Source organism: uncultured Tateyamaria sp. (assembly GCF_947503465.1).
GTDB lineage: Bacteria > Pseudomonadota > Alphaproteobacteria > Rhodobacterales > Rhodobacteraceae > Tateyamaria.
In genome coordinates, this window is record NZ_CANNDN010000005.1 from 63,666 (window position 1) to 83,527 (window position 19,862).

Consider the following 19,862-nt stretch of genomic DNA (forward strand, 5'->3'; position numbering starts at 1 on the left):
ATGCATCACAAGTCATTCTTCGCCATCATCATCGTTTCAGTCACCATCGCGATTTTCGCCCCGATGTTCCTGGGGAGAGGTGATGTACGCCTGCTCACAGAGATATTCTTGGTACTTACCTTGGCTCAATTGTGGAACCTGTTGGCTGGCTATGGTGGATTGGTTTCCGTCGGGCAGCACGCATTTGTTGGCGCAGGCGCGTATGCCTTCTTTGTGCTTTGCGCCCAGTTCGGCGTGCACGTTGCTCCTGCCTTGCTGTTTGCTGGTTTCGTCTCCGGGTGTCTTGCCATTGGGATCTATGCCTTGGTCTCCCGCCTTGTTGGACCATACTTTTCCATCGGCACTTGGGTTGTAGCGGAAATAGTGTTCTTGGCCGTTCTACAGACCAATTACGTCGGAGGTGCCTCGGGTTTCAGCCTGCCACTCTCAAGCATTCGTGAATTCGGTGCTGCGGCGACCACGCGGGAATATGTCATCTACGCAACGGCAGGGATCATGTGTTTTGGAGTGTTATCAGGCAATTTCCTTTTTCTTCGGAGCCGCTTTGGCCTAGCCTTGACCGCCATCCGCGACGATGTCGCCGCTGCGCACAGCGTAGGCATCAACAGCGACCGCATCAAATTCATCTTATTCACATCTGTTGCAGTGCTAACTGGCCTCGTCGGCTCAATCATTTTCGTCCAAAATCTGCGAGTTTCGCCGTCTGCGGCGTTTAGCATGCAGGAATGGACCGCGACGATCATCCTTATTGTAGTGATTGGTGGAATTGGCCGTTTTGAGGGGCCTCTGGTGGGAGCGATGTTCTACTTCGCTTTGCGGGAGTTACTTGCCCCATTTGGTTCGGTATACATTATTGTAACTGGCATTGTTGCAATCTTAATCATAATAGTGTTTCCAGACGGTCTCTCCGGCAACATAGCCGCGATCTCACGCCGTTGGCTCAGAGCAGTGCGTCCCCTTTAGTGGGAGTGAAAACGCAGGCATTGATGAAAGAGGGGAAGCTAAACATGGCGTCAAATACCCGATTTGCGTTGTCGGTGCATACCTTGTGCTCGATAGCAGTCCATCATGGCAGAGCGGTGCCGTCGGAACGTATCGCAAAAAGTGCGGCAACAAACCCGGCAATCATCCGAAAATTGTATCAAACTCTTTCGGAAGCAGGGTTCATCCGATCTACTCAGGGGCCCGCAGGTGGCGCGCTCTTACAGAAGGACGCCGCCGAGATCTCTCTCAACGATGTTTATCGAGCGGTGGACGGTGGCGACTTTTTCCCAATGCATAGGTCTGTTCCGGACAAAAGCTGTTTTGTTGGCCGTAATATTCAAAAGCACCTCAAAGCCGCAACCGACTCAGCAGTTGCCGCCCTTGAGAATGAACTTCGAACTGTGAGTATCAAAGATTTGGCAGACGCGCTGGAACAAGGCGCTACCGAAACCGAGATTGCAGAGCTGGTGGAACGGCCATTTCCTGCAGGTCTGCAACGCATTTCCTAAGCCAAGCATCGCAACGATCACATTTGCCAATAGATCTGCAACGTCTTCAGTAGTTTACCTGTTCGAACCCGTAGCGTCCGCCTTGGTCGCTCCACTCGACGAAGACGGAACGATGATTGATGCTTGGGCAGTCTTATCCCAAATGATGTAAGCCGACATGGGCTTTTGGAAGTGTCTTTGATGATGATCGCGCCCAGGAAAAAACGCCCTGTGTTCCGTACGTTCCTAGACAGATAGTCGCCGAACGATTGCTGTCACCGTCGCGGCCGGATTCATGCTAGCGGGCATACGGAACATCAAATACGCGGATCGACCGAACGAAATTGAACTCTGGCTCGCTATATCGGACTGGCCATGAAATTTTGCATAAGCACGATTATCGGCCTTTGGTTCTCCCGGCGCGGCACATTCTAAACTGGGTTGCGACAAATCCCCTATCTTGCTGGAAAGCAAGGAGAATGAAGTTGGCCCACACAGAGCTAGGTTTGCGTGAACGACGCGCAATTGAAGACATGTTGCATGCGAAAGTGCCCGTGAGCAAGATTGCCGCTGAGATCGGAAGGCACCGCTCGACAGTGCATCGCGAGATCAAACGGAATCGGTATTACGATGACGAGCTGCCAAACCTGAACGGCTATTATGGCATGAATGCACAGAGATCAGCGGCGCAACGCCGTGCGCGCCGCCGCAAACTGGTGCGGTTCGAGGGTCTGAGGCAGCACGTGGTTAAGCAGCTGGAGATCGGATGGTCACCCGAACAGATCGCAGGCCGCATGCAATACGACGGTCAGCCTTTGCGCGTGAGCCACGAGACGATCTATGCTTTTGTTTACGGCCCAGATGGTCAGACTGAAGAATTGGCGCGCTATCTGCCGCATCGGCGCAAGAAGCGCCTACCACGACGCAGACGCACTCCGCGTGGCCTTGTTTTTCCGGCTGATCGGTCAATCCATGAACGCCCCGACTATGTCAAAACCCGTGAGACATTCGGCGAATGGGAAGGCGATCTGATGATCTTTGAGCGGGCACAGGGCAAGGCAAACGTCGCTTCCCTGGTCGAACGTAAGACCCGTTTCGCCGTTCTGTTTCGCAACAACGACCGCAGCACAACACATCTGATGAACCGGCTGATGGACGTGATGGAACCCCTACCCCAACCAGCCCGCAAATCTATCACGTTTGACCGAGGCATTGAGTTTAGGAACTGGCGCAAACTCAAACCGGGGATCGGAACCGAGGCTTGGTTTTGCGACCCACAGGCACCATGGCAAAAGGGATCGGTCGAGAACCTGAACAAACGGGCACGCCGCTATCTGCCACGGGATGCGCCCGTGGCCGCGCTCTCAAATCGAGATATGAAGTCGATTTGCGAGCGCTTAAATGGAACGCCTAGAAAGTGTCTGGGATGGCGCACCCCGACAGAAGCATTCAGGGAAGAACTCATGAAACTGAGATAGCGGAAACTGTCGCAACGAACCTTGAGAATCCACGCGCAGAGGCCACCCAGCCGAAAATCACCCTACCCCTCAACTGAGCAGTACGGAAAACAGGCGATGACAAACACGAAGCCCGAAATGGGAGCCCGGAGCACACCAGTACGGTGAGCGAGGACAAGCAAGAAGGCGTTAAGGTTGCTCGGCTGCTTTCCGAGCCAGGTGGCCGTGTCGTCGGCTTAGTGCACCTGTGGAACACAGCGGAGCTTTCGATCCTGTGGCTTTACGAAGCGCGCGAAGCCGAGGTGATTGATCCGCCCCTGCGACCTGAGATCCTTGAGAACGCACGGACTGCAAATGCGGATGCTGTGTTTGAGTATTTGGAAGCGCTTTCGAAAAGATCGCCGCAGTAAGCAGACTGACAAACGGGCAGCGTTATCTCGCAGGCAGCCATCAATAATATACATGACGTGACAATAATATATCAATGATGTAACCTTGGGTGAAACTCGACGTCCCAAGGAGTGCCCACATGGTCAAATTGGTCAATCGCATCGCAACGATCGCACTGCTTGGTTCTTTGATGTCAGTCGGGTTCCCGGACAGGCTCCGTGCTCAGACCTATCCGATCGACTGCGCCATCCTTCTGTGCCTTTCTGGTGGATGGCCCGCATCCGTCCCCTGCTCCCGAGCGCGTGCCGAGTTCATCCGCCGCATCACGCCTTGGCCGGTTGAGCCACCTCTACAGATCTGGCGCTGTCCGATGGCGGCGTCGTATTCGCCAGGAGCGGAACGAAGTCCGGCCGCTCGTCTCTACGACATCATGAACGAAGGGGATGAGACCCCCCTGCCCTACTCTTCTCCTCTTCCACAGACATCCTTATGGAGCGAAGTCATGCCAGCCGTCTTTCGAGGTGGCGCGACACCGCCCGATACTCTCCCAGATGGCTTCGCGCTGCAGTTCGTTCAAGAACGCGCCGACATCGACATCAGTGGGCCAGAATTCAATTTCGTCCGCTCAATCCGAGTTTATGACGTGCGCTACGCTAGACAGCGTGAATCGGGCCGGGATGGCGACTGCAACAGGACGGCAGTGGTTTCGCTCGGTACCTACGGAATCCAGGGTGACTTTTCGTGGTCACGCTCGTCGCCGACCGCCCTGCCCGCGGCGCACGTTGGTCTCGAGCGTTGGGGCGAGTCCTGTCCCAACATCTGGCATCGTTCTGTGTTCGTGGATTGGCGCGACTACGAGGGGAATTATGGGTTCGAGCAGGTGAACTACTGATTGAACCCCCTACCCTACCGAAGCTACCCTACCGAAGCCTAGGCATCGACAAAATCTAGGCGCTGCCTTTGGCCAACAGCTGAATGCAGCCCTTCGAAGTTGACGCCGCGAAAGTCTCAAAGGAGCCCTATTTGACCGATGCTGCAGAGCGGACAAATGTCCGCTCTGCAGTTCCTGTGAAGAACTGGCGAGTGCTAGAAATTGGTCGTCTATTCGATGCCAAGAGCAAACGGCGCGCCGTCTGGATCACACAGGATGGGGCTATGGGCTTGAACAGCTCCGCTGATAACCACAGAAGCCGGACGCGCCCCGTTGGTTTCGGCCGTACGGCAGGCATCAGAGACTGAAGCAACCTTGATGCACGGGACCCAAGCCGCGTTTGAACCGGCTGACCAAGACGCGGCATGTTGGTTTGCAACAAGAACGCCCCTAGGTCCGAGGAGAGCGACACGATTCTTGTCTGTCGCGGGAGAGACTTGCCATCCGAAGAGTTCGGCATAGAACGCTTGCGGGAAGTCAGTGCCGTTGCTGACGTACACTTCTGGGCCGAACTGCTGACGCGGCACAGGAAAGCTGTGCCGAGACAGTGAAATCCCCACTAGAGCACCGAGCGGATCGCGGACGAGTGCATTGCGACCGACACCCGGCACTTCGAATGGCTCCCGAACGATCTTACCTCCGAGCGTGCCGACGCGTTTGATCGCTACGTCGACATCGGGGACTTCGATGTATGCGGTCCAGCCATTTTCCTGCTCGGCAGGCGTCTCGGCCAACCCGGCACCAGCTTCGTCACCAGATAGGGCAAGGATGAAATCCTTCTCGCCGCCACCCCAGGCAAAATCCGATGCCCGCTCGACTTCGTACGTCCAGTTGGCAACGTGCTGGTAGAATGCCATCGAACACTCCCTGTCCGATGTGAAAAGGTCATGCCTTACGATCTGACCTGCTTTCGACTGCGTCATCGTCTCACCTCCTGACATCTTTGAGTTTTTTGACACCGCGAACCATCTTGCCGAACGCCTTGTCGCGCAACCTGCGTTCCGCAAGGCTCGCGGAATTGAACGCGTCTTCGGCCATGAGCTTGCGCCATCTGCCAAGCCGGCCAGCATCAAGAAGGCCCTCATCAATGGCGTTCAGAACAGCGCATCCCGGCTCGGTCTCGTGCTGACAGTCGTTGAATCGACACCGCGCGGCCAACCCCTGAACATCGGCAAAGAGATCCTTGATCCCTTCCGCCGCATCGGTAAGCTGCAATTCCCGCATGCCCGGAGTGTCCAGGATCAGACAGCCATTGGGCATCGCATGAAGCTCGCGCCGCGTCGTCGTATGCCGACCCTTTGCGTCGTCCTCGCGAATGGTCTGGGTCTCGATGGATTGGCTCTCGAGCAACGCATTGGCCAAGGTTGATTTCCCAACGCCGGATGAGCCGAGGAACGCCACCGTCTTGCCCGGCTTGCACCAGGCCGCTAGTTCCATTTTCGGAGCAGAACCGCGTGCGTCAAGTGCGACCACGTCGATCATTTCTGACACCGAGCGCGCTGCGTCGATGTAGCTTTGCGCATCCGTCACAAGGTCGGTCTTTGTAAGGACGATGACAGGCGTGATCCGTGCCTCAAACGCCAGGGCGGCATAACGTTCCAGCCGTGCCACTTTGAAGTCCTGATTGCAGGACGTGACGATAAAGGTCGTATCAATGTTCGCCGCAATCAGTTGTTCCTGCCGGTCGGTGCCGGGCGCGCGCCGCTTGATGAGGCTTGTGCGCTCGAGAAGCCGACTGGATCGCGGGTGCGAGGGATCCAGCATCAGCCAGTCCCCAACAGTTACATCAGCCCTCGGAGGAAGGGTCGTATCGATGCCGTCACCGAGGGCGTGCAGCCCACTGCGATGCACTTCAACAATGCGAATGGGAGGTGTCGCTGACAAATCCTCTACGCTGATCTGTTGGGCGAAAAACGGTTGCCATCCCAGTGCCTGAAGAGGGCTGAGTATGGCGTGTGATCCGGCGTCGCGCGTGCGACGCGGAAGGAAGTCTGAGTAATCCCTTATCATAGGGTGTCCACTTTCATGTCTCTGGCCCAAGTCAGGTTTGGGCGCCAATGGTAGGAAAAGAGTGTGCACAACAAATCTGTCCGTCAGATACGAAGTGACGGAACTGCTCTAGACGTTGTATGTGCTCCGGGAGGCGCGCTGCCTCCCTTCCTTACCGGGACATGAAATCTCCATTTTCAGATGATCTGCACATAGGATGAATACATGCAAACTGCAACCGTTGACGGCTGATTTGGAACTCTTCATTGTTATCGGAAGCGGCCATTCGACGGGAAAAAGGGTATGTCAGATTTGTCTAAGGGTTGTGGCTGCTGGATGCTTGCCATCCAGCGGCGATAAACCTGACAAGGAGGAAAGCGCGGGCGGATTTCGGTGCTATGGGGATTGTGCTTCAGGTCTTCGGCAACCGGTGCGCCGAACTTCGGGTCCGCTGTCGTTTAGGACTGTCGGCCTGTCGATTGCCCCGGTCGAATGTCGCGGATCGATATCTCTTTTCGCCGTCATCGGCCCGTTCCGATGCTGGTTTTGGTCGAATGGCCACGCTGACGGGTCCGACGTGTCGGGACCGCGGGGCCGGGTGTGATGGGTGGATCATGCGGCGTCCCCCCATGGCGGCGCGCGGGATTTCGGAGTCTGGCCGCGGGTGAAGGTTTCGATGATGCGCATCGCGCCGCCGCATCTGGGGCATTTCCGGTTCAGGCCTTGCTCGTCGGCATCGGCACGCCCGTCTTTGCCGGTCGTCTGATCCGGCTCTCGCTCCGTGTTGATCAGGCATCTGATCTTCTCGATCCTGTTGCGGCGGATACCATTGGCCAGGAAGCCTGTGTGCCGGATCCGGTGGAAGCCGGACGGCAGGACATGGGTGAGGAACCGGCGGATGAACTCGGACGTGGGCAGGCGCATGACCTTCATCCGGTCCCCGCGCTTGATCCGGTAGTCCTTCCACCGGAAAGCCACGGTGCGGGTATCCGCGCTGATGAGGCGGTGGTTCGAGATCGCGACGCGGTGGGTGTATCGGCTGAGATAGGCCAGGACCGCCTCCGGGCCGCCGAATGGGGGCTTGGCGTAGACGACCCAGTCGACCTTGCGCAGCGGCGAGAGATGGGACTGGAAGGTGTCGGGATCAGCCAGCTTCGACAGATCGCCGAAGAACGCCAGCTTGCCTGCTTTGTGCAGCCTGACCAATCCTTCGATGAACAGACGCCGATAGAGCCGCGACAGGACCTTCACCGGCAGGAAGAACCCCGGGCGGCTGGCGATCCATCGGGTGCCATCCGGCGACAGCCCGCCACCTGGCACGATGACATGGGCGTGCGGGTGATGGGTCATCGCCGAGCCCCATGTGTGCAGCACGCTGGTCATGCCGATCCGGGCCCCGAGATGCTTCGGATCGGCGGCAATGGTCAGAAGGGTCTCTGCGGATGCCTTGAACAGCAAGCCATAGACCGCCGCCTTGTTTTGATGCGCGATGTCCGCGATCTGAGCCGGCAGGGTAAAGACAACGTGGAAATACTCGACCGGCAACAGGTCCTCGATACGCGCCTGCATCCAGTCCCGCGACGCGGCCCCTTGGCACTTCGGGCAATGCCGGTTGCGGCACGAGTTGTAGGCAACGTGCTGGTGACCGCACTTGGTGCAGGCCGCTACGTGACCGCCGAGGGCGGCGGTCCGGCATGCCTCGATCGCAGACATCACCTTCAACTGCGGCAGGTTCAGATGCCCTGCGTGTTCATGGCGGTAGGCAGGCCCATGGGCGCGGAAGATATCCGCGACCTCCAGTTTGGGGCGGGACATAGGACCGGGATCAGCCGGACCCAGCCTCCCGTCGCACCAGAAGATCAAGCGGGCTGGTCACACTCTGGATCGTCTTGGTCGCCACCTTGGTATAGATCGTTGTGGTCTCCAGCTTGGCATGACCCAACAGAACCTGGATGACACGGATGTCGGTCCCGCCCTCCAGCAGGTGAGTGGCAAAGCTGTGCCGCAGGGTGTGGGGTGACACCTTCTTTTTGATCTCGGCGAAGTCGCAAGCCGCCCCAAACGCGCGGTTGAACTGCCGGGTAGAGATCGGGTCGACCCGGTTGCGAGCGGGAAAGAGCCAGCCTGCGGGACGGGCTTCGCGATAATAGTCGCGCAAGAGCTGCAGAAGGCTAGGCGACAGCATCACGTGACGATCTTTGCGGCCCTTTCCCTGATCGACGCGGATCAGCATCCGATCGCTGTCGATGTCAGGCACACGCAGATGGGTCACTTCACTGGCTCGAAGGCCGCCGCCATAGGCCACGCTGAAGGCGGCCCGGTACTTGAGGCCAGGCCCAGGGGCGACTTCGAGAATACGGGTGACCTCCTCGGCACTCAGCACCACCGGGATCTTCTTCGCCAGACGCTGATAACGCATGTGGCGCTTCATCTCCCCACGCGCGCAGGTCACCGAGAAGAAGAAGCCGAGGACGCTCAGCCGGTTGTTGAAGGTAGGTGCGCCGACGCCCTTCTCCTTCATGTCGAGTTGAAAGGCGCGCAGATCCTCAGGTGTCGCCGTGTCGGGCGAACGGCCCAGAAATTGCGTTAAGTCGCGCATCGCCCGCAGGTACATGGTCTGCGTCTTCGGCTGCAGACCCTTGATGCGCATATCTTCGAGAAACCGCCGGCGCAAAGCGGGGACATGTTGATCGGACATGGAAACCTCCTGTCATCTGATTGAGAAGGTCCCAATCGTCCGACAGGCGCGCCCATCTACCAAATCGCTGCGCCCCGATCAGCGCGTTTCACTCACCTCAAGCGCCAATACCGCGAGAGCGGTTTCGTCCTCGTCCGCGTTCCTGCCTTCACGAGTGCCGTGTGGCAATGTCTGAAGTCAACGAGCGTGCCGCGCAGCATTCTTGTTCGCTGCCACTAAAGTCTATCAGACGCACTTTGACCGACTCTTTCGAGGCCCAAGAAGATTATGGCGATACTTCTCTTCCTGACACCGGTAGGGGTCACTAAGGTGTCGCTCCCCTGCCCCGCGACCGTGTTGCCGCTTTTTACAGCGAACTCCTTCGAGGGCAATTTGGACAGGTTCTTAGTGATGGAACTTAATGCAGCTCCTGTGATCGCGAGCTTTTGCTGGTGGCCCGCGATTGCAGGCGGGATCCGAAGAGCGGTTTAAGGATTACTCGCATCGTCGGCCTCGGGAGGTAAAAGCCATCCACCAAGGTTTGACAGCGCCCTGCCCTCGCCCGTCATCTGAACTGAATCTTGAACGCGTTCAAGAAACGCAAATTTGATGTGGGATGCCCTCAAATAAACGCCTCAAGCCGTCTATGCGTGTGGTATCTTTATCTTTCCGCCGAAATGATGCTACTATCGAGGCAGAATCGAGTCGAACTCGGAATCAACCGATGTCGGGACAGTATCATGAGCGGTAACCTTGAACAGTTTTTGACAGACCTGTCGCGCGGGCTTGAGCGCACAATGGTGGCCGTCAATAAGGAACTGACGCTAAGGCAGCGGATAAAACGAACCTGGTCAATGCGCCAGTGCTCGCGCTTTCTGAATGTCAGCATACAATACCTTACGAAGTTCGCCAACGCGAACGACGACTTCCCTGCGGGTGAATACGTTGGGCGCGAGCGCGTCTTCACCCTGTCAGAATTGATGCTCATGCGGGCTCTTCTGGCAGCGTCGGCGAAACGACCCTACGACTACTTGGCTTGGCGAAAGCCGGACGATCCACTCCCAGTCATTTCTTTTGCAAGCCAAAAAGGTGGGACCGCCAAAAGCTTGAGTGCCGCCCATTTTGCCCAGTATCTCAGCTTGCACTACGGCATGCGGGTCGGGGTCATGGATGCCGACCCTCAAAGCACGATCACGCTCTACTTTGTAGGTGGCGAGGGGCTTCCTCAAATGCCGGACGAGAACACCGCGTCCATGGTGGATTTTGCCGGTCTGTTCCAGTCTGACGAGGCGCCATTCACTGACCACGACGCGGATACACTCGACGGCTTTCTATTAAAGACCTCTTGGCCAGGGCTCCGGCTCCTGCCTGCTCATGGTGAGACGTCTGAAGGTGAGATTCAAATTGCCCGATTGGTGCGCGAAGCGCCGCCTGGAAAGAGTTTCTACCGGTATCTTCGTGATGCAATCGATCGGTGGAAAGAAGGACATCCGCCCCAGACTGCACCCAACGAATTGGTTCAGGACGGTAAGGTCGACGTCGAAAAATTGGATAGTGCTCTGACGGAGACGCTGGACTGCATCATTATCGACTATCAGCCCGCATTGACACTGTTCCAACTTAACAACGTGATCGCCTCTTCATCGCTCGTCATTCCTCAGACAATGAAGGGATTTGATATCGCGACGCTTTCAACTTTTGTTACCGGCCTGCTTGGTATGCTGCAACACATCCTTGCACACGAGCGGATCGAGATAGGCTCAGGTGCGAATATGCTGCTTCCAACTATAGTGCAGCGTTCCAACGCTCAAGACCTGAACCACATCGGCAACTTGTTGGAGCATTGCCCCACCGAAATCTTGCCCGTTTTCTATTTGCGATCCGACGCAATTTCCAACGCATCGGACGTCTATCAGTCCGTCTATGAGTATGAGCCGGACACTCCGGGCAAACGCAAGGGTATCAATCGTTTCATAACGAATGCGGATGCGGTCAACGACGCGATCGTTAGCCGTCTTTGGCCAGGGTTGGAGCGCGGCTATGCTAACGCCTGGATGGATGACTTCTATGACGACGACGGGGAGGATGCAGCATGAAGCGGAGCATCCCACGGTCTTTGGTCTCCAAGGCCATCAGCCAGTCTAAAGAAGACAAACATCAGCACGACAATAATGAAATAACCGCTCCTTCTGAAGCCGTTCCCAAGCCTCTGAAGGGGGCGGGAAGCGCATGGAAAGCCGGAGCGCTTGCACAGTCACAGGCTGCGGTCGAGCAGAGCAGGGAGCAGCTCGCTGCGGATATTCTAAATGGTCGACATGAACTCAACTTGAGCCCCGACCAAGTGAGCGATCCGCTGGGTTCCGACCGTCGTGAAGACTGGATGGAACAAGAGGCCTTCAAGGCGCTGGTCGAGAGTATCGAGGCGAATGGTCAAGATACGCCCATACTCGTTTGGCCTGAAGACCCGAACTGGACGCCTGACCCGCTTGATCCGACAGACGCGGATCATGTGCCGTTCATCCTGTTGACCGGACGGCGTCGACACGCAGCGTCGGTGCAACTCAATCGGAAGCTCCGAGCGATCCTCGCTCCCCCTGAACTGCGCTCAGCGAACAACGCCCAGTTCGAGATGCTTTTTCTGCGCTTCAGAGAAAACGAGGCCCGTGAAAATCTCGGCGCCTTCGAGCGCCTGTTGTCTATCGGTGAAATGTACAATGCGTTGAAGGAAGCGGGAGAGAAGCTGACCGCAGTTGCATTTGCCTCACGCATTGGTGTTCATGAGAGCATCGTGTCCCGCGCGCGCGCAGTTTTCGCTTCGAAAGACGAAATCTTGAACACGTTCAAGAACGCCTATGAAATGAGTTTCCGGGACCTTCAGGTCGCGATGGCAAGCCTTGAGTCCAAGCCCAAAACGCCTGCTAAGAAAACAGCAAAGAAGTTCACTGCAAAGCGCAAAGTGGGCAATCGCAACCTAACGCTAACGTCGGCAAACGGGAGTCTTTCGGTTAAGGCGTCGGGTGTGCCGATCAGTAAGATTCAACTCGAGGAACTGAGCGACCTGATCGCGGAGTACTTGAGCAAGAACAAGGAGGAGCCGTCAAAGGAGTGATCCCTTGAAAGGCATCTCTGTATTGAGGCAACGAGCAAGAGGACGAACAAGTGACCTAAAGGCAAAAGAAAAGCACCCAAGCTGAGGGCCTGAGAGCTGATCTTATCGGTTTGGTCGCCATCAAGATAAGTCTCTCATGAATCTCTGTCAACGATGAACGCTTCTGAGCGAACGGGTTTCTTTTGCCTCCACAAAACAGGAGGTGAAATACAGGCATGACACAAACAGGTTGGCGCAAGCCGACACCGGGTCTTGGCGTAGCTGAACAGCTCGCTCAAGCCGGTGAACATAAATCTATACCCAAAAACGAGGCATTCGTGGCCGTGAAGCGCGTTGGCGCGCATATCGGGCTGAAGGCAAGCGATCTGATGCTCCTTGATACACTCGGGGCGTTCACGCAGCCCCAGGATTGGGAGGCGCGCCGGCGGCCGATCGTCTGGGCCTCGAACGCTTACCTTATGGAGCAGACGGGCTTTTCTCTGTCGGCCCTGAAGCGACATGCAAGGCGCCTGGCCGAAGTCGGTGTGATCGCGTTCAAGGACAGCCCCAATGGCAAACGCTGGGGCAGGCGGAACCCGGATGGGCACATCATCGAGGCCTATGGCTTTGATCTGTCGCCCATGGCGGCCCGTGTGGAGGAGTTCACTGAGCTCTATGGACACATCCAGGTCGAGCGCGCGCTCTGCCAGCGTCTGAAGCGTCAGATCACCGTGGCACGGCGGATGATCCGGGCGCGGATCGAGGCGGCCCTTCAAAACGCGCTCAGCGGCGCCTGGGCGCGGTATCTGGAGCTCTTCGACAGTCTTCTGACCCGTCTTCCACGCACCAATGCGGCCTCCGAGACGCTCGAGCAAATTCTCGGCTGGTTCACTGAGTTGCAACAGCGCGTCGAGCAGGCCTATCTCAAATCTGTTCGCGCGGATAAAGTTGTGGAAAACCCGGTATCAAACGAAGCACAGATCAGTGACAAGACTCAAGAAATGGACCCCAAGGAGGTCAATTCCGACCCTCATATACTAACTACAAATCAACTCAATCCTGTAACTAGTAATCGCTCAGAAACTGAGCAAGCGGCGGGCGTGGCACCCGAAAGATCGACCGTGGTGCCGGTTGAGAGGTCGGAACGGGAAGGGGAGGCGGCAGAGGGGGCAAAACCGGCCCGAGGCGTGGCTGTGGATGTGGCGACCGTCATGCAGGCCTGTCCGGAATTCGCGTTTTGGGCACGAAACATGGGCGGATACCTGAGGGACTGGGGTGATCTGTACAGGATTGCCGGTGATCTGAAGAAGATCATTGGGATCTCGGACCATGCTTGGCTGGCGGCGCAGGAGGTTATGGGCAAACAGATGGCCGCCGCGGCGATGGCGTTGGTCTTTGACAAGCATGCCAAGGGCGAAGTGGCGTCGGCGGGTGGATATCTGCGCGGCATGACCGAAAAAGCCGGGGCGGGGGAGTTGCATCTGGAGCGTAGTTTCTACGGCCGGTTGAGCGGACAGGCGGCGTGAGGACGTTGATCGCGGAAAGCCACTGGCATATATTGCCAACGCGGAGGGTTTGTCATGGTCACACGTAATGTGGTTCTCACGGAGACCCAGGATGAACTGGTTCAGGCTTTGGTGGCTTCCGGTCGGTACCAGAATGTGAGCGAGGCAATGCGCGCTGGTTTGCGGTTGCTCGAGCAAGAAGAGGCCGAGCTTGCGGGTATTCGGAAAGGGCTGCTTGAAGGACTTCAACAGGCGGAAAGCGGTGACCTGGCCGACGGGAGTGGGCCCGATGCGGTGCGCCGCGCCTTTGCGAAAGCACGTGCCACCTCATGAGCCGATCCTTCCGGCTGACGCGTCGCGCGGAAGCCAGCTGGTCGAGATCGCCCGGTGGACCATCGAGAATTTCGGTCCGCGTCAGGCGGAGATCTACGAAGCAGAACTGCTCGCGCGGTGTGAGGCGGTTTTGCAGGGCCAGGCGTACAGCCGAAGGTGCTCGGTCCTGGTCGATGGTGCCGAGGATCTTCGGTTCATCAGGGCAGGGGAGCACTTCCTGATTTTTCTGAATCGGCCGGACGAGGTCATCATCGTGGATATTTTGCATTCCCGGAGTGATTTGCCCCGTCACGTCGCGGCGCTGACGGCGCTTAAGGGCGGGGAGGGCTGACCACGTTCAGAGCCCCGCTGCTTTTGTGAGGTTCACCCGGAACCGGTCCCGGCGACGCTGGTACCGACGGGTCATTTCGGCCGAGGCATGTCCGAGCTGCTTCTGGACATGGCGTTCGTCGACTTCTGCGGAGCTGGCGAGCCCGGCGCGCAGGGAATGGCCCGAGAACAGCGCGAGGCGCTCACCTTCGGGCAGATCGGCGCGGATACCGCTCTTCAGGACAGTGGATTTGATCAAGCGGGCGACGTGCTTGTCGGACAGGCGGCTCTCGAGGGCTTTCTTTCCGTCCCGCGAAGTGCGGACGAACGCCGGCCCGAAGTCGATGCGTCCGAAGTGAAGCCATTGCCCGAGTGCATGGACAGGACAGGTGGAGTCAGACGATCCGCGGCCGATTTCGACCTCGCGCCAGCCGGTCTTGGCGTTCAGCGTGAGCACGGCGCCCTCGTCGAGGATTTCAATCCACCCGCCTGAGTCCGGCGTGTCGTTCTTGCCGACATCCAAGCTGACAATCTCGGAGCGGCGCAGTCCTCCGGCATATCCGAGGAGCAGGATCGCCCGGTCGCGCAGGCCTCGCAGGTCGAACCCAAGGGTGGCGACCATGGCGAGGATATCTCCGGGGAGAATGGCCTCTTTCTGAACCGGCGGCCGCGCGTGTTTCCGTTTGATCCCGGCCAGCACCGTGGCGATGTGGCGGTCCTTGCGATCCAAGGTGAAACCGCGCTGTGCGCAGTTCCAGGCAAGACCGGACAGGCGGCGTTCGATCGTGGAAACCGATAGGGCAGGGGAGGGGCCCTCGGCCGAAGCCAGGTCGGCGAGATACAATCCGATCAGATCCGGCGCAGGCGGCAGCGGCTCAGACCCGCGCATGCGGCACCAGCGGGAGAAGTGGGTCCAGTCCGCCTTGTAGGCTTTCAGGGTGTTGTCCGAGGCGGCGCTCCGGGCATAGTCTTTTGCGGTCTCGACCAGACGGTCCAGCGTGCCCGAACCTGCGATATCGGAGGGCAGGGCGATCGTATCCTCGGCACCAGGTTCGCTCTCATCGCGCTCGTCTTCGCTGGTCGCATCCTTGGACGCTGAGCCCGATATCTCGGCATCTGTGGGCGTGATTTCTGGCGGTTTGCTCATGTTTCTGAGCGTACTCTTTTTACGTCCGATAATGCAAACTTATTGGACATAATTGAGATCAACAGGGTGGGGCGGTTTATACACTATATGGTAGTCGAAAGCGCCGCGATAGGATAGTGTGGTGGCATGACCTATCAGCCCACAGCCATCGCTGACGACTTGATGACCCTATCGAAGTTGCCGGCTTGGGTCACCTCAGGACGTGCAGATACCCTTGAAACTGTGGTATTTCGGTCTGGGGCAGCGCTGACGGTGCTGGATGCGTTGGTCTCTGATCCGCGGTACGGCGTGCCGGCGAAGCTATTGGCGAACCGGTTGGCGCTGAAAGCCGCGACGGTGACGTCAAAACTGGAAGGGCGCATGGTGCGTGAGGTCGATATCCGCGATGCCTATCACCTGACGCCGCCCGGAGAGGCTCGCGGCCCCGATGGCGATCTGCTGGCGTTCTGGCGGGAGGGCGCAAAGCTTCGATTGAACAACAAGGATTGGCATCGCGATCTAGGGTACCTCGTTGGTTCGAATTTTGCTGACGATGTCGTTGGCTGGATCGAAAGCGCGGCCGCGCGTGCCAAAACCCAGGGGCCGCTGGCGGGTGCCGTTGGCGTGATGCGCACCGTCCTGGAGGCGGACGATCGCGCCGAAAGGGTGGCATGCCTACTCAGTGATGTGGTTCTGGCACGTACCTTGAATTTGCCATCTCTTCTTCCGATCACGGCGCGGCATCTTACCAAGGCGGTGTTGCGGGATCTGGCGGCGGGAGGGCAGGGGGCAGACTTCAAAGTTCAGGCGAGCCTGTTGGTCACCATCGAGGACACAATCCGGCAGGCGCGCGACCTTGCGGCCAGAGCAGCGGCGCTCCAAAAGATAGCCCCGAAGCTGCGGGCAAAAGGATCGGAGGTTGCAGCGGCCCTATTTCTGTCCGAGGATGCCGTCGCGCCATCGGCGATGCTCTCGCCAATGATCCAAGGCACGACCATCCCGATGACGGATCGGGCCGCGCGGCGGTTCTGCGACCGTTTGGTCGAGCTGGGCGTCGCGCGGGAGCTGACCGGGCGGCCGACGTTCCGGCTGTATGGGATCGGTCTATGACGGCGACAGCTAAACGAAAGTCAGCGAGCAAGCGGCGAGTCTCGACAGGCGCAGGCCTGTTTGACCGGGAACTTACAGACCTGCCGCAAGATCTGCGTTGGCGGGAATGGATGGGCCGGATTGAGGCGGTGCTGTTTGCCAGTGCCACGCCGGTTGGTCGTGACGACCTGGCGCGCGTGGTGGGGCAGGGGGCCTCGGTTGAGATGCTGATTGCGGATATTCAGGCAGAGCTTGTGGGGCGACCGTATGAATTAATGGAGACCGCCGGCGGATGGATGTTCCGCACCAAGACCCAGTTCGCCGAGGCGATCAAAGCGGCGGCCGATCTCGGCGAGCAGTCGCTGGGTTTCACCGAGATGGAGATGGGCGTGCTCTGCGCCATCGCCTATCACCAGCCGATTGACCGGGCCGGTCTGAAAGACATCTTTGGCAAAGAAGTCAGCCGCGATCTGCTGGCGCGGCTGCGCTACAAAGATCTGATTGCGAGTGGGCCGAGGGCGCCGCGACCTGGCGCGCCGCATACCTTTGTCACGACGGAGACGTTTTTGGCGACGTTTGATCTGCAGACATTGCGAGACTTGCCGGAGTTGGAGCTTGTTTCAAGTGCGGCATCAATGCTGGGCGATGTTTGACAGTATGGTTGCTTTATGATTGAGTGTCCTGTGTCCACGGACAGCGGACACATGGTGAGGATCAGATGAAAAGTCAGGACATCGTCGTGCTGCTCAAGCTTGTCAGCCTTCAGGAGCAGGAAAAGATGGCTCGGTCTGGAGATAACGATTGGTTGTCACCGCGCGAAGAGCCTTTCTCCGCGCGCGGATTAGCAGCATCGCTCGGGATCAGCAAATCAGAAGTCAATGCATCGATCAACCGAAGCATTGGTTCTGGACTTGCCATCAAAGATCGTGAGCTCGGAAGGGCTAAACCCAATCGCCGCGATCTCAGTAGCTTTATCATTCACGGGCTAAAGTTCGTGTTCCCGGCAAAACCCGGCGCAATGATACGAGGAATACCAACCGCCTTTGCAGCTCCAATGCTCAAGAGCCTGCTAATGTCAGTCGGCGATTACCAATATGTATGGCCGTATGCACATGGTGAAGACATGGGCCAATCTATTGAACCTCTCTTCAAGTCAGTACCGGAAGCCGTGCAGAGTGACGAGCGGCTCTACGAATATCTCGCCCTCGTCGACGCAATCAGGTTAGGCAAGCAGCGCGAAACAAGTCTTGCAGCGGACCAACTATCTGAAAGACTCTTGAAGCGATGACAACCGTCCAAGGCCAGTTGCGAAACATGCTTGTGACGGTTGCGGACGCGCTTGGACCAGACTTGCGTGATCGGTTTGTCTTTGTTGGAGGTTGCACGACAGCGCTGTTCATCACAGACGCCATCACTCTTGAAGATGTGCGAGCAACTGATGACGTCGATCTGATCGTTGACTTGGCAGGCTATGGCGAGTGGGCTCAACTACAAAAGAGGCTGCGACAACAAGGATTTTCTGAATCTCATGAAGACAACGTCATTTGTCGGATGCGATTAGGCGAGCTCAAAGTCGACTTTATGCCCGACGATGAAAAAATACTCGGATTTAGCAACCGTTGGTACGCGAGAGGCATCGAGACGGCGGTGACTTATCCGTTGACCGACGCAATGGAGATCAAGCTTCTGCAACCCGAACTCTTCATTGCGACCAAGATTGAGGCGTTTCTTGGCAGAGGGAATGACGATCTCATTACAAGCCGAGATGTCGAGGACATCTTACTGATGGTTGATGGGCGTAGAGAGTTGATCCAGGAGATAAGAGACGCTGAATCAGATACCCGTGAATTCATTGCAGAACAAATGCGTGCGCTCCGAAATCACTACGATTTTGACACTTTCGTAGCGGGCAACATCAGAGGACCTGACGGTCGAGTCGATCTTGTGCGGGATCGATTTGCGTCTTTGGCAGCCAGTGATGGCGGTGCCTGAAATGACAGCTGAATTGCACTGGCGGAGCAAGCGTGGAAGGCGAACAGACGACAACTGGGATTACTGTGGTGTCGGCTTTCGGTCGGAAGCAACCTTATGTGTGGTCTTAGATGGGTCTTCTAGAAAACCAAAAAGTGGCGAACTCGTACGCCTAGTCGCAAAAGACTTGATCGATTGGTTCGTGCAAACCGAAGGACAAGTGTCCTCAGACGAAATTATTGGTCAAATGCACATAATTCACGATGCGCGATTGCCAAACTTACAACAGGCTTCGGCGAGTTATCTCATAATGCTCATCACGCGCTATCAGGCACCCATCATCTTCCATGCTGGCGACTGTCTGTTTGGCAACGTCGATACAGAAGGACTAATAGAATGGCTGATGCAACCACATACTTTGGCCAATGCAACGTGTGATCTCTCAATTGCTAAACTGGTGCATTCGAATATCAGGAACAGACTGACAAGAAGCTTGCGAGCCAACGAGTTTATGACCCCAGAGATCACGACAATACCAGCGAAACAGGGAGAGACGCTGATTGTTGCTACCGATGGTTTTTGGGCAGGGCTCAATCAAGAGGAACAACGTTGCTTCTTGGTGGACGAGGGCTGTTATGAGGGGGACGATCTGGACGATTGCAGTGCATTGAAAATCACAATCAACGACGCAGTCAGAAAACCGCACGTTACCACCACGACACCCGACAACTTATATGTCGTGATCTCTACCTGAGGTGAACTGCCATGATTGCCAAGTCAGGAACTTGTCTCACTCGCGGAAAAAGCCATACCAAGCTGCAACAAACTTCAGATGCAGCGGTCAATCAGACTGCAAGTTGACCAATTTGCCCTTCCAAGGAATGTCCTCATGTCTGCAATTCGCTATTCAACTTTTCCGCGAACCGATCCACCCCCAGAGTTCGTATCGCCTTTGGTACAGGCCTTTATCGATCATGAGGCGTCTATCTCGACCCTTGCGCGCAAAAAGGGGCTCACCAGCGACGCGGTCCTCTCGGAGATGCGGAATGATTTGCAGGCGATTGGCTTCGAAGTTGAGCAAGGCAAGGCGGCACAGGACAAGATCAAACGGCCAGTGTTCTTCGGCGAGAATGGCGTGCCAGGTCTGCAATACGAGGTTGATGCCTTTCACACGGTGTGGCGCTGTGGACTAGAAATCGAGGCGGGGCGAGCTTGGCAGGGCAATGCGGTTTATCGCGACCTGATTCAAGCACTTGTGATGGTAAATCTGGACTATCTCGCCCTCGCTGTTCCGAACGGATATCGCAGGAAAAGTCTCGGTCGCACCGTAGTCAGCAAAGACTACGAAAATACCTGTGCCGTCGCAGACTCGCTGTATGCGCACAGCAGGCTTCGGATGCCATACGGCTTAATCGTAGTCGGTTACTAGAATGCGACAAAAGTCTTTCAAGGGAAATCATATGAAGCCAGTCGGAGATGATGTCGGAGTGCTCAGATGCTGGCAGGCGCATGCCGGATAAGTGGA

Annotated in this window: 21 protein-coding genes; 16 read left to right on the forward strand and 5 right to left on the reverse strand. The window is 57.1% G+C overall.

Annotated elements, in window-relative coordinates; all coding sequences use genetic code 11:
- The 5 genes from Q0844_RS19995 (at nt 1) to Q0844_RS20015 (ending at nt 4,211) form a co-directional block, all read left to right on the forward strand.
- Complete coding sequence (locus Q0844_RS19995) at nt 1-963, forward strand: branched-chain amino acid ABC transporter permease (RefSeq protein ID WP_299048814.1); 963 nt, start codon at nt 1-3, stop codon at nt 961-963.
- Nucleotides 964-968: 5 nt separating this feature from the next.
- Nucleotides 969-1,493, forward strand: coding sequence for an Rrf2 family transcriptional regulator (locus tag Q0844_RS20000; protein WP_299048817.1), 525 nt, complete (start codon nt 969-971; stop codon nt 1,491-1,493).
- Between the two features lie 458 nt (nt 1,494-1,951).
- Nucleotides 1,952-2,950 (forward strand): IS30 family transposase, encoded by a 999-nt coding sequence (locus Q0844_RS20005; RefSeq protein WP_299048820.1) that lies wholly within the window; start codon nt 1,952-1,954, stop codon nt 2,948-2,950.
- A 143-nt stretch (nt 2,951-3,093) separates the two neighbouring features.
- Nucleotides 3,094-3,339 carry a hypothetical protein gene (locus Q0844_RS20010; protein WP_299048822.1) on the forward strand — a complete coding sequence of 82 codons (246 nt, stop codon included), beginning with the start codon at nt 3,094-3,096 and terminating at the stop codon, nt 3,337-3,339.
- Nucleotides 3,340-3,509: 170 nt separating this feature from the next.
- Nucleotides 3,510-4,211: a hypothetical protein gene (locus Q0844_RS20015; RefSeq protein WP_299048878.1), complete on the forward strand. Its 702-nt coding sequence runs from the start codon at nt 3,510-3,512 to the stop codon at nt 4,209-4,211.
- Between the two features lie 209 nt (nt 4,212-4,420).
- Here the strand turns inward: Q0844_RS20015 and Q0844_RS20020 are convergent, their stop codons facing one another.
- The 4 genes from Q0844_RS20020 to Q0844_RS20035 form a co-directional block, all read right to left on the reverse strand.
- Nucleotides 4,421-5,191, reverse strand: coding sequence for a VOC family protein (locus tag Q0844_RS20020; protein ID WP_299048823.1), 771 nt, complete (start codon nt 5,189-5,191; stop codon nt 4,421-4,423).
- The gene (gene rsgA, locus Q0844_RS20025; protein ID WP_299048825.1) at nt 5,178-6,260 is read right to left on the reverse strand and encodes a ribosome small subunit-dependent GTPase A; all 1,083 of its coding nucleotides are present in this window, start codon (nt 6,258-6,260) and stop codon (nt 5,178-5,180) included. The genes Q0844_RS20020 and rsgA overlap by 14 nt, the downstream gene beginning before the upstream one ends.
- A gap of 591 nt (nt 6,261-6,851) precedes the next feature.
- On the reverse strand, nt 6,852-8,054 hold the full coding sequence (locus Q0844_RS20030) for an IS91 family transposase (protein ID WP_299048828.1): 1,203 nt from the start codon (nt 8,052-8,054) through the stop codon (nt 6,852-6,854).
- Between the two features lie 10 nt (nt 8,055-8,064).
- The gene (locus Q0844_RS20035) at nt 8,065-8,937 is read right to left on the reverse strand and encodes a site-specific integrase (RefSeq protein WP_299048831.1); all 873 of its coding nucleotides are present in this window, start codon (nt 8,935-8,937) and stop codon (nt 8,065-8,067) included.
- Between the two features lie 719 nt (nt 8,938-9,656).
- On the opposite strand from Q0844_RS20035, the gene Q0844_RS20040 reads away from it, so the two are divergent.
- The 5 genes from Q0844_RS20040 to Q0844_RS20060 all read left to right on the forward strand — a co-directional run bounded on the left by Q0844_RS20040 (nt 9,657) and on the right by Q0844_RS20060 (nt 14,173).
- Complete coding sequence (locus Q0844_RS20040) at nt 9,657-11,012, forward strand: ParA family protein (protein WP_299048833.1); 1,356 nt, start codon at nt 9,657-9,659, stop codon at nt 11,010-11,012.
- Nucleotides 11,009-12,025: a ParB N-terminal domain-containing protein gene (locus Q0844_RS20045; protein WP_299048834.1), complete on the forward strand. Its 1,017-nt coding sequence runs from the start codon at nt 11,009-11,011 to the stop codon at nt 12,023-12,025. The genes Q0844_RS20040 and Q0844_RS20045 overlap by 4 nt, the downstream gene beginning before the upstream one ends.
- A gap of 215 nt (nt 12,026-12,240) precedes the next feature.
- On the forward strand, nt 12,241-13,530 hold the full coding sequence (gene repC, locus Q0844_RS20050; RefSeq protein WP_299048836.1) for a plasmid replication protein RepC: 1,290 nt from the start codon (nt 12,241-12,243) through the stop codon (nt 13,528-13,530).
- A 54-nt stretch (nt 13,531-13,584) separates the two neighbouring features.
- Entirely contained in the window at nt 13,585-13,842 is a 258-nt protein-coding gene (locus tag Q0844_RS20055) for a type II toxin-antitoxin system ParD family antitoxin (RefSeq protein ID WP_299048839.1), read from the forward strand.
- A complete protein-coding gene (locus Q0844_RS20060) occupies nt 13,829-14,173 on the forward strand; it encodes a type II toxin-antitoxin system RelE/ParE family toxin (RefSeq protein ID WP_299048842.1) in 345 nt (114 codons plus the stop codon). Before Q0844_RS20055 ends, Q0844_RS20060 begins: the two co-directional genes overlap by 14 nt.
- Nucleotides 14,174-14,179: 6 nt before the next feature.
- Here Q0844_RS20060 and Q0844_RS20065 read toward each other — a convergent pair whose 3' ends face one another.
- Entirely contained in the window at nt 14,180-15,298 is a 1,119-nt protein-coding gene (locus Q0844_RS20065; RefSeq protein WP_299048844.1) for a tyrosine-type recombinase/integrase, read from the reverse strand.
- A gap of 126 nt (nt 15,299-15,424) precedes the next feature.
- Here Q0844_RS20065 and Q0844_RS20070 point away from each other — a divergent pair, with 126 nt between their 5' ends.
- The 6 genes from Q0844_RS20070 (at nt 15,425) to Q0844_RS20095 (ending at nt 19,766) form a co-directional block, all read left to right on the forward strand.
- Nucleotides 15,425-16,387, forward strand: coding sequence for a DUF1403 family protein (locus tag Q0844_RS20070; RefSeq protein ID WP_299048846.1), 963 nt, complete (start codon nt 15,425-15,427; stop codon nt 16,385-16,387).
- On the forward strand, nt 16,384-17,019 hold the full coding sequence (locus Q0844_RS20075; RefSeq protein WP_299048848.1) for an SMC-Scp complex subunit ScpB: 636 nt from the start codon (nt 16,384-16,386) through the stop codon (nt 17,017-17,019). Before Q0844_RS20070 ends, Q0844_RS20075 begins: the two co-directional genes overlap by 4 nt.
- Nucleotides 17,020-17,084: 65 nt before the next feature.
- Nucleotides 17,085-17,654 (forward strand): hypothetical protein, encoded by a 570-nt coding sequence (locus Q0844_RS20080; RefSeq protein ID WP_299048850.1) that lies wholly within the window; start codon nt 17,085-17,087, stop codon nt 17,652-17,654.
- Nucleotides 17,651-18,358, forward strand: coding sequence for a hypothetical protein (locus tag Q0844_RS20085; protein ID WP_299048852.1), 708 nt, complete (start codon nt 17,651-17,653; stop codon nt 18,356-18,358). The genes Q0844_RS20080 and Q0844_RS20085 overlap by 4 nt, the downstream gene beginning before the upstream one ends.
- Nucleotides 18,345-19,091 carry a protein phosphatase 2C domain-containing protein gene (locus Q0844_RS20090; protein WP_299048853.1) on the forward strand — a complete coding sequence of 249 codons (747 nt, stop codon included), beginning with the start codon at nt 18,345-18,347 and terminating at the stop codon, nt 19,089-19,091. The genes Q0844_RS20085 and Q0844_RS20090 overlap by 14 nt, the downstream gene beginning before the upstream one ends.
- A 135-nt stretch (nt 19,092-19,226) precedes the next feature.
- Nucleotides 19,227-19,766: a hypothetical protein gene (locus Q0844_RS20095; RefSeq protein WP_299048854.1), complete on the forward strand. Its 540-nt coding sequence runs from the start codon at nt 19,227-19,229 to the stop codon at nt 19,764-19,766.
- The last annotated feature ends 96 nt before the right edge of the window (nt 19,767-19,862 follow it).

What these genes read in the sequence shown, in the direction of transcription:
- Q0844_RS20035 (WP_299048831.1), bottom strand. Translation starts at nt 8,937, where the DNA reads ATGTCCGATCAACATGTCCCCGCTTTGCGCCGGCGGTTTCTCGAAGAT.
- Q0844_RS20075 (WP_299048848.1), top strand. Translation starts at nt 16,384, where the DNA reads ATGACGGCGACAGCTAAACGAAAGTCAGCGAGCAAGCGGCGAGTCTCG.
- Q0844_RS20090 (WP_299048853.1), top strand. Translation starts at nt 18,345, where the DNA reads ATGGCGGTGCCTGAAATGACAGCTGAATTGCACTGGCGGAGCAAGCGT.
- Q0844_RS20020 (WP_299048823.1), bottom strand. Translation starts at nt 5,191, where the DNA reads ATGTCAGGAGGTGAGACGATGACGCAGTCGAAAGCAGGTCAGATCGTA.
- rsgA (WP_299048825.1), bottom strand. Translation starts at nt 6,260, where the DNA reads ATGATAAGGGATTACTCAGACTTCCTTCCGCGTCGCACGCGCGACGCC.
- Q0844_RS20095 (WP_299048854.1), top strand. Translation starts at nt 19,227, where the DNA reads ATGTCTGCAATTCGCTATTCAACTTTTCCGCGAACCGATCCACCCCCA.
- Q0844_RS20015 (WP_299048878.1), top strand. Translation starts at nt 3,510, where the DNA reads ATGTCAGTCGGGTTCCCGGACAGGCTCCGTGCTCAGACCTATCCGATC.
- Q0844_RS20030 (WP_299048828.1), bottom strand. Translation starts at nt 8,054, where the DNA reads ATGTCCCGCCCCAAACTGGAGGTCGCGGATATCTTCCGCGCCCATGGG.
- Q0844_RS20070 (WP_299048846.1), top strand. Translation starts at nt 15,425, where the DNA reads ATGACCTATCAGCCCACAGCCATCGCTGACGACTTGATGACCCTATCG.
- Q0844_RS20005 (WP_299048820.1), top strand. Translation starts at nt 1,952, where the DNA reads ATGAAGTTGGCCCACACAGAGCTAGGTTTGCGTGAACGACGCGCAATT.
- Q0844_RS19995 (WP_299048814.1), top strand. Translation starts at nt 1, where the DNA reads ATGCATCACAAGTCATTCTTCGCCATCATCATCGTTTCAGTCACCATC.
- Q0844_RS20065 (WP_299048844.1), bottom strand. Translation starts at nt 15,298, where the DNA reads ATGAGCAAACCGCCAGAAATCACGCCCACAGATGCCGAGATATCGGGC.
- Q0844_RS20055 (WP_299048839.1), top strand. Translation starts at nt 13,585, where the DNA reads ATGGTCACACGTAATGTGGTTCTCACGGAGACCCAGGATGAACTGGTT.
- repC (WP_299048836.1), top strand. Translation starts at nt 12,241, where the DNA reads ATGACACAAACAGGTTGGCGCAAGCCGACACCGGGTCTTGGCGTAGCT.
- Q0844_RS20080 (WP_299048850.1), top strand. Translation starts at nt 17,085, where the DNA reads ATGAAAAGTCAGGACATCGTCGTGCTGCTCAAGCTTGTCAGCCTTCAG.
- Q0844_RS20045 (WP_299048834.1), top strand. Translation starts at nt 11,009, where the DNA reads ATGAAGCGGAGCATCCCACGGTCTTTGGTCTCCAAGGCCATCAGCCAG.
- Q0844_RS20040 (WP_299048833.1), top strand. Translation starts at nt 9,657, where the DNA reads ATGAGCGGTAACCTTGAACAGTTTTTGACAGACCTGTCGCGCGGGCTT.
- Q0844_RS20085 (WP_299048852.1), top strand. Translation starts at nt 17,651, where the DNA reads ATGACAACCGTCCAAGGCCAGTTGCGAAACATGCTTGTGACGGTTGCG.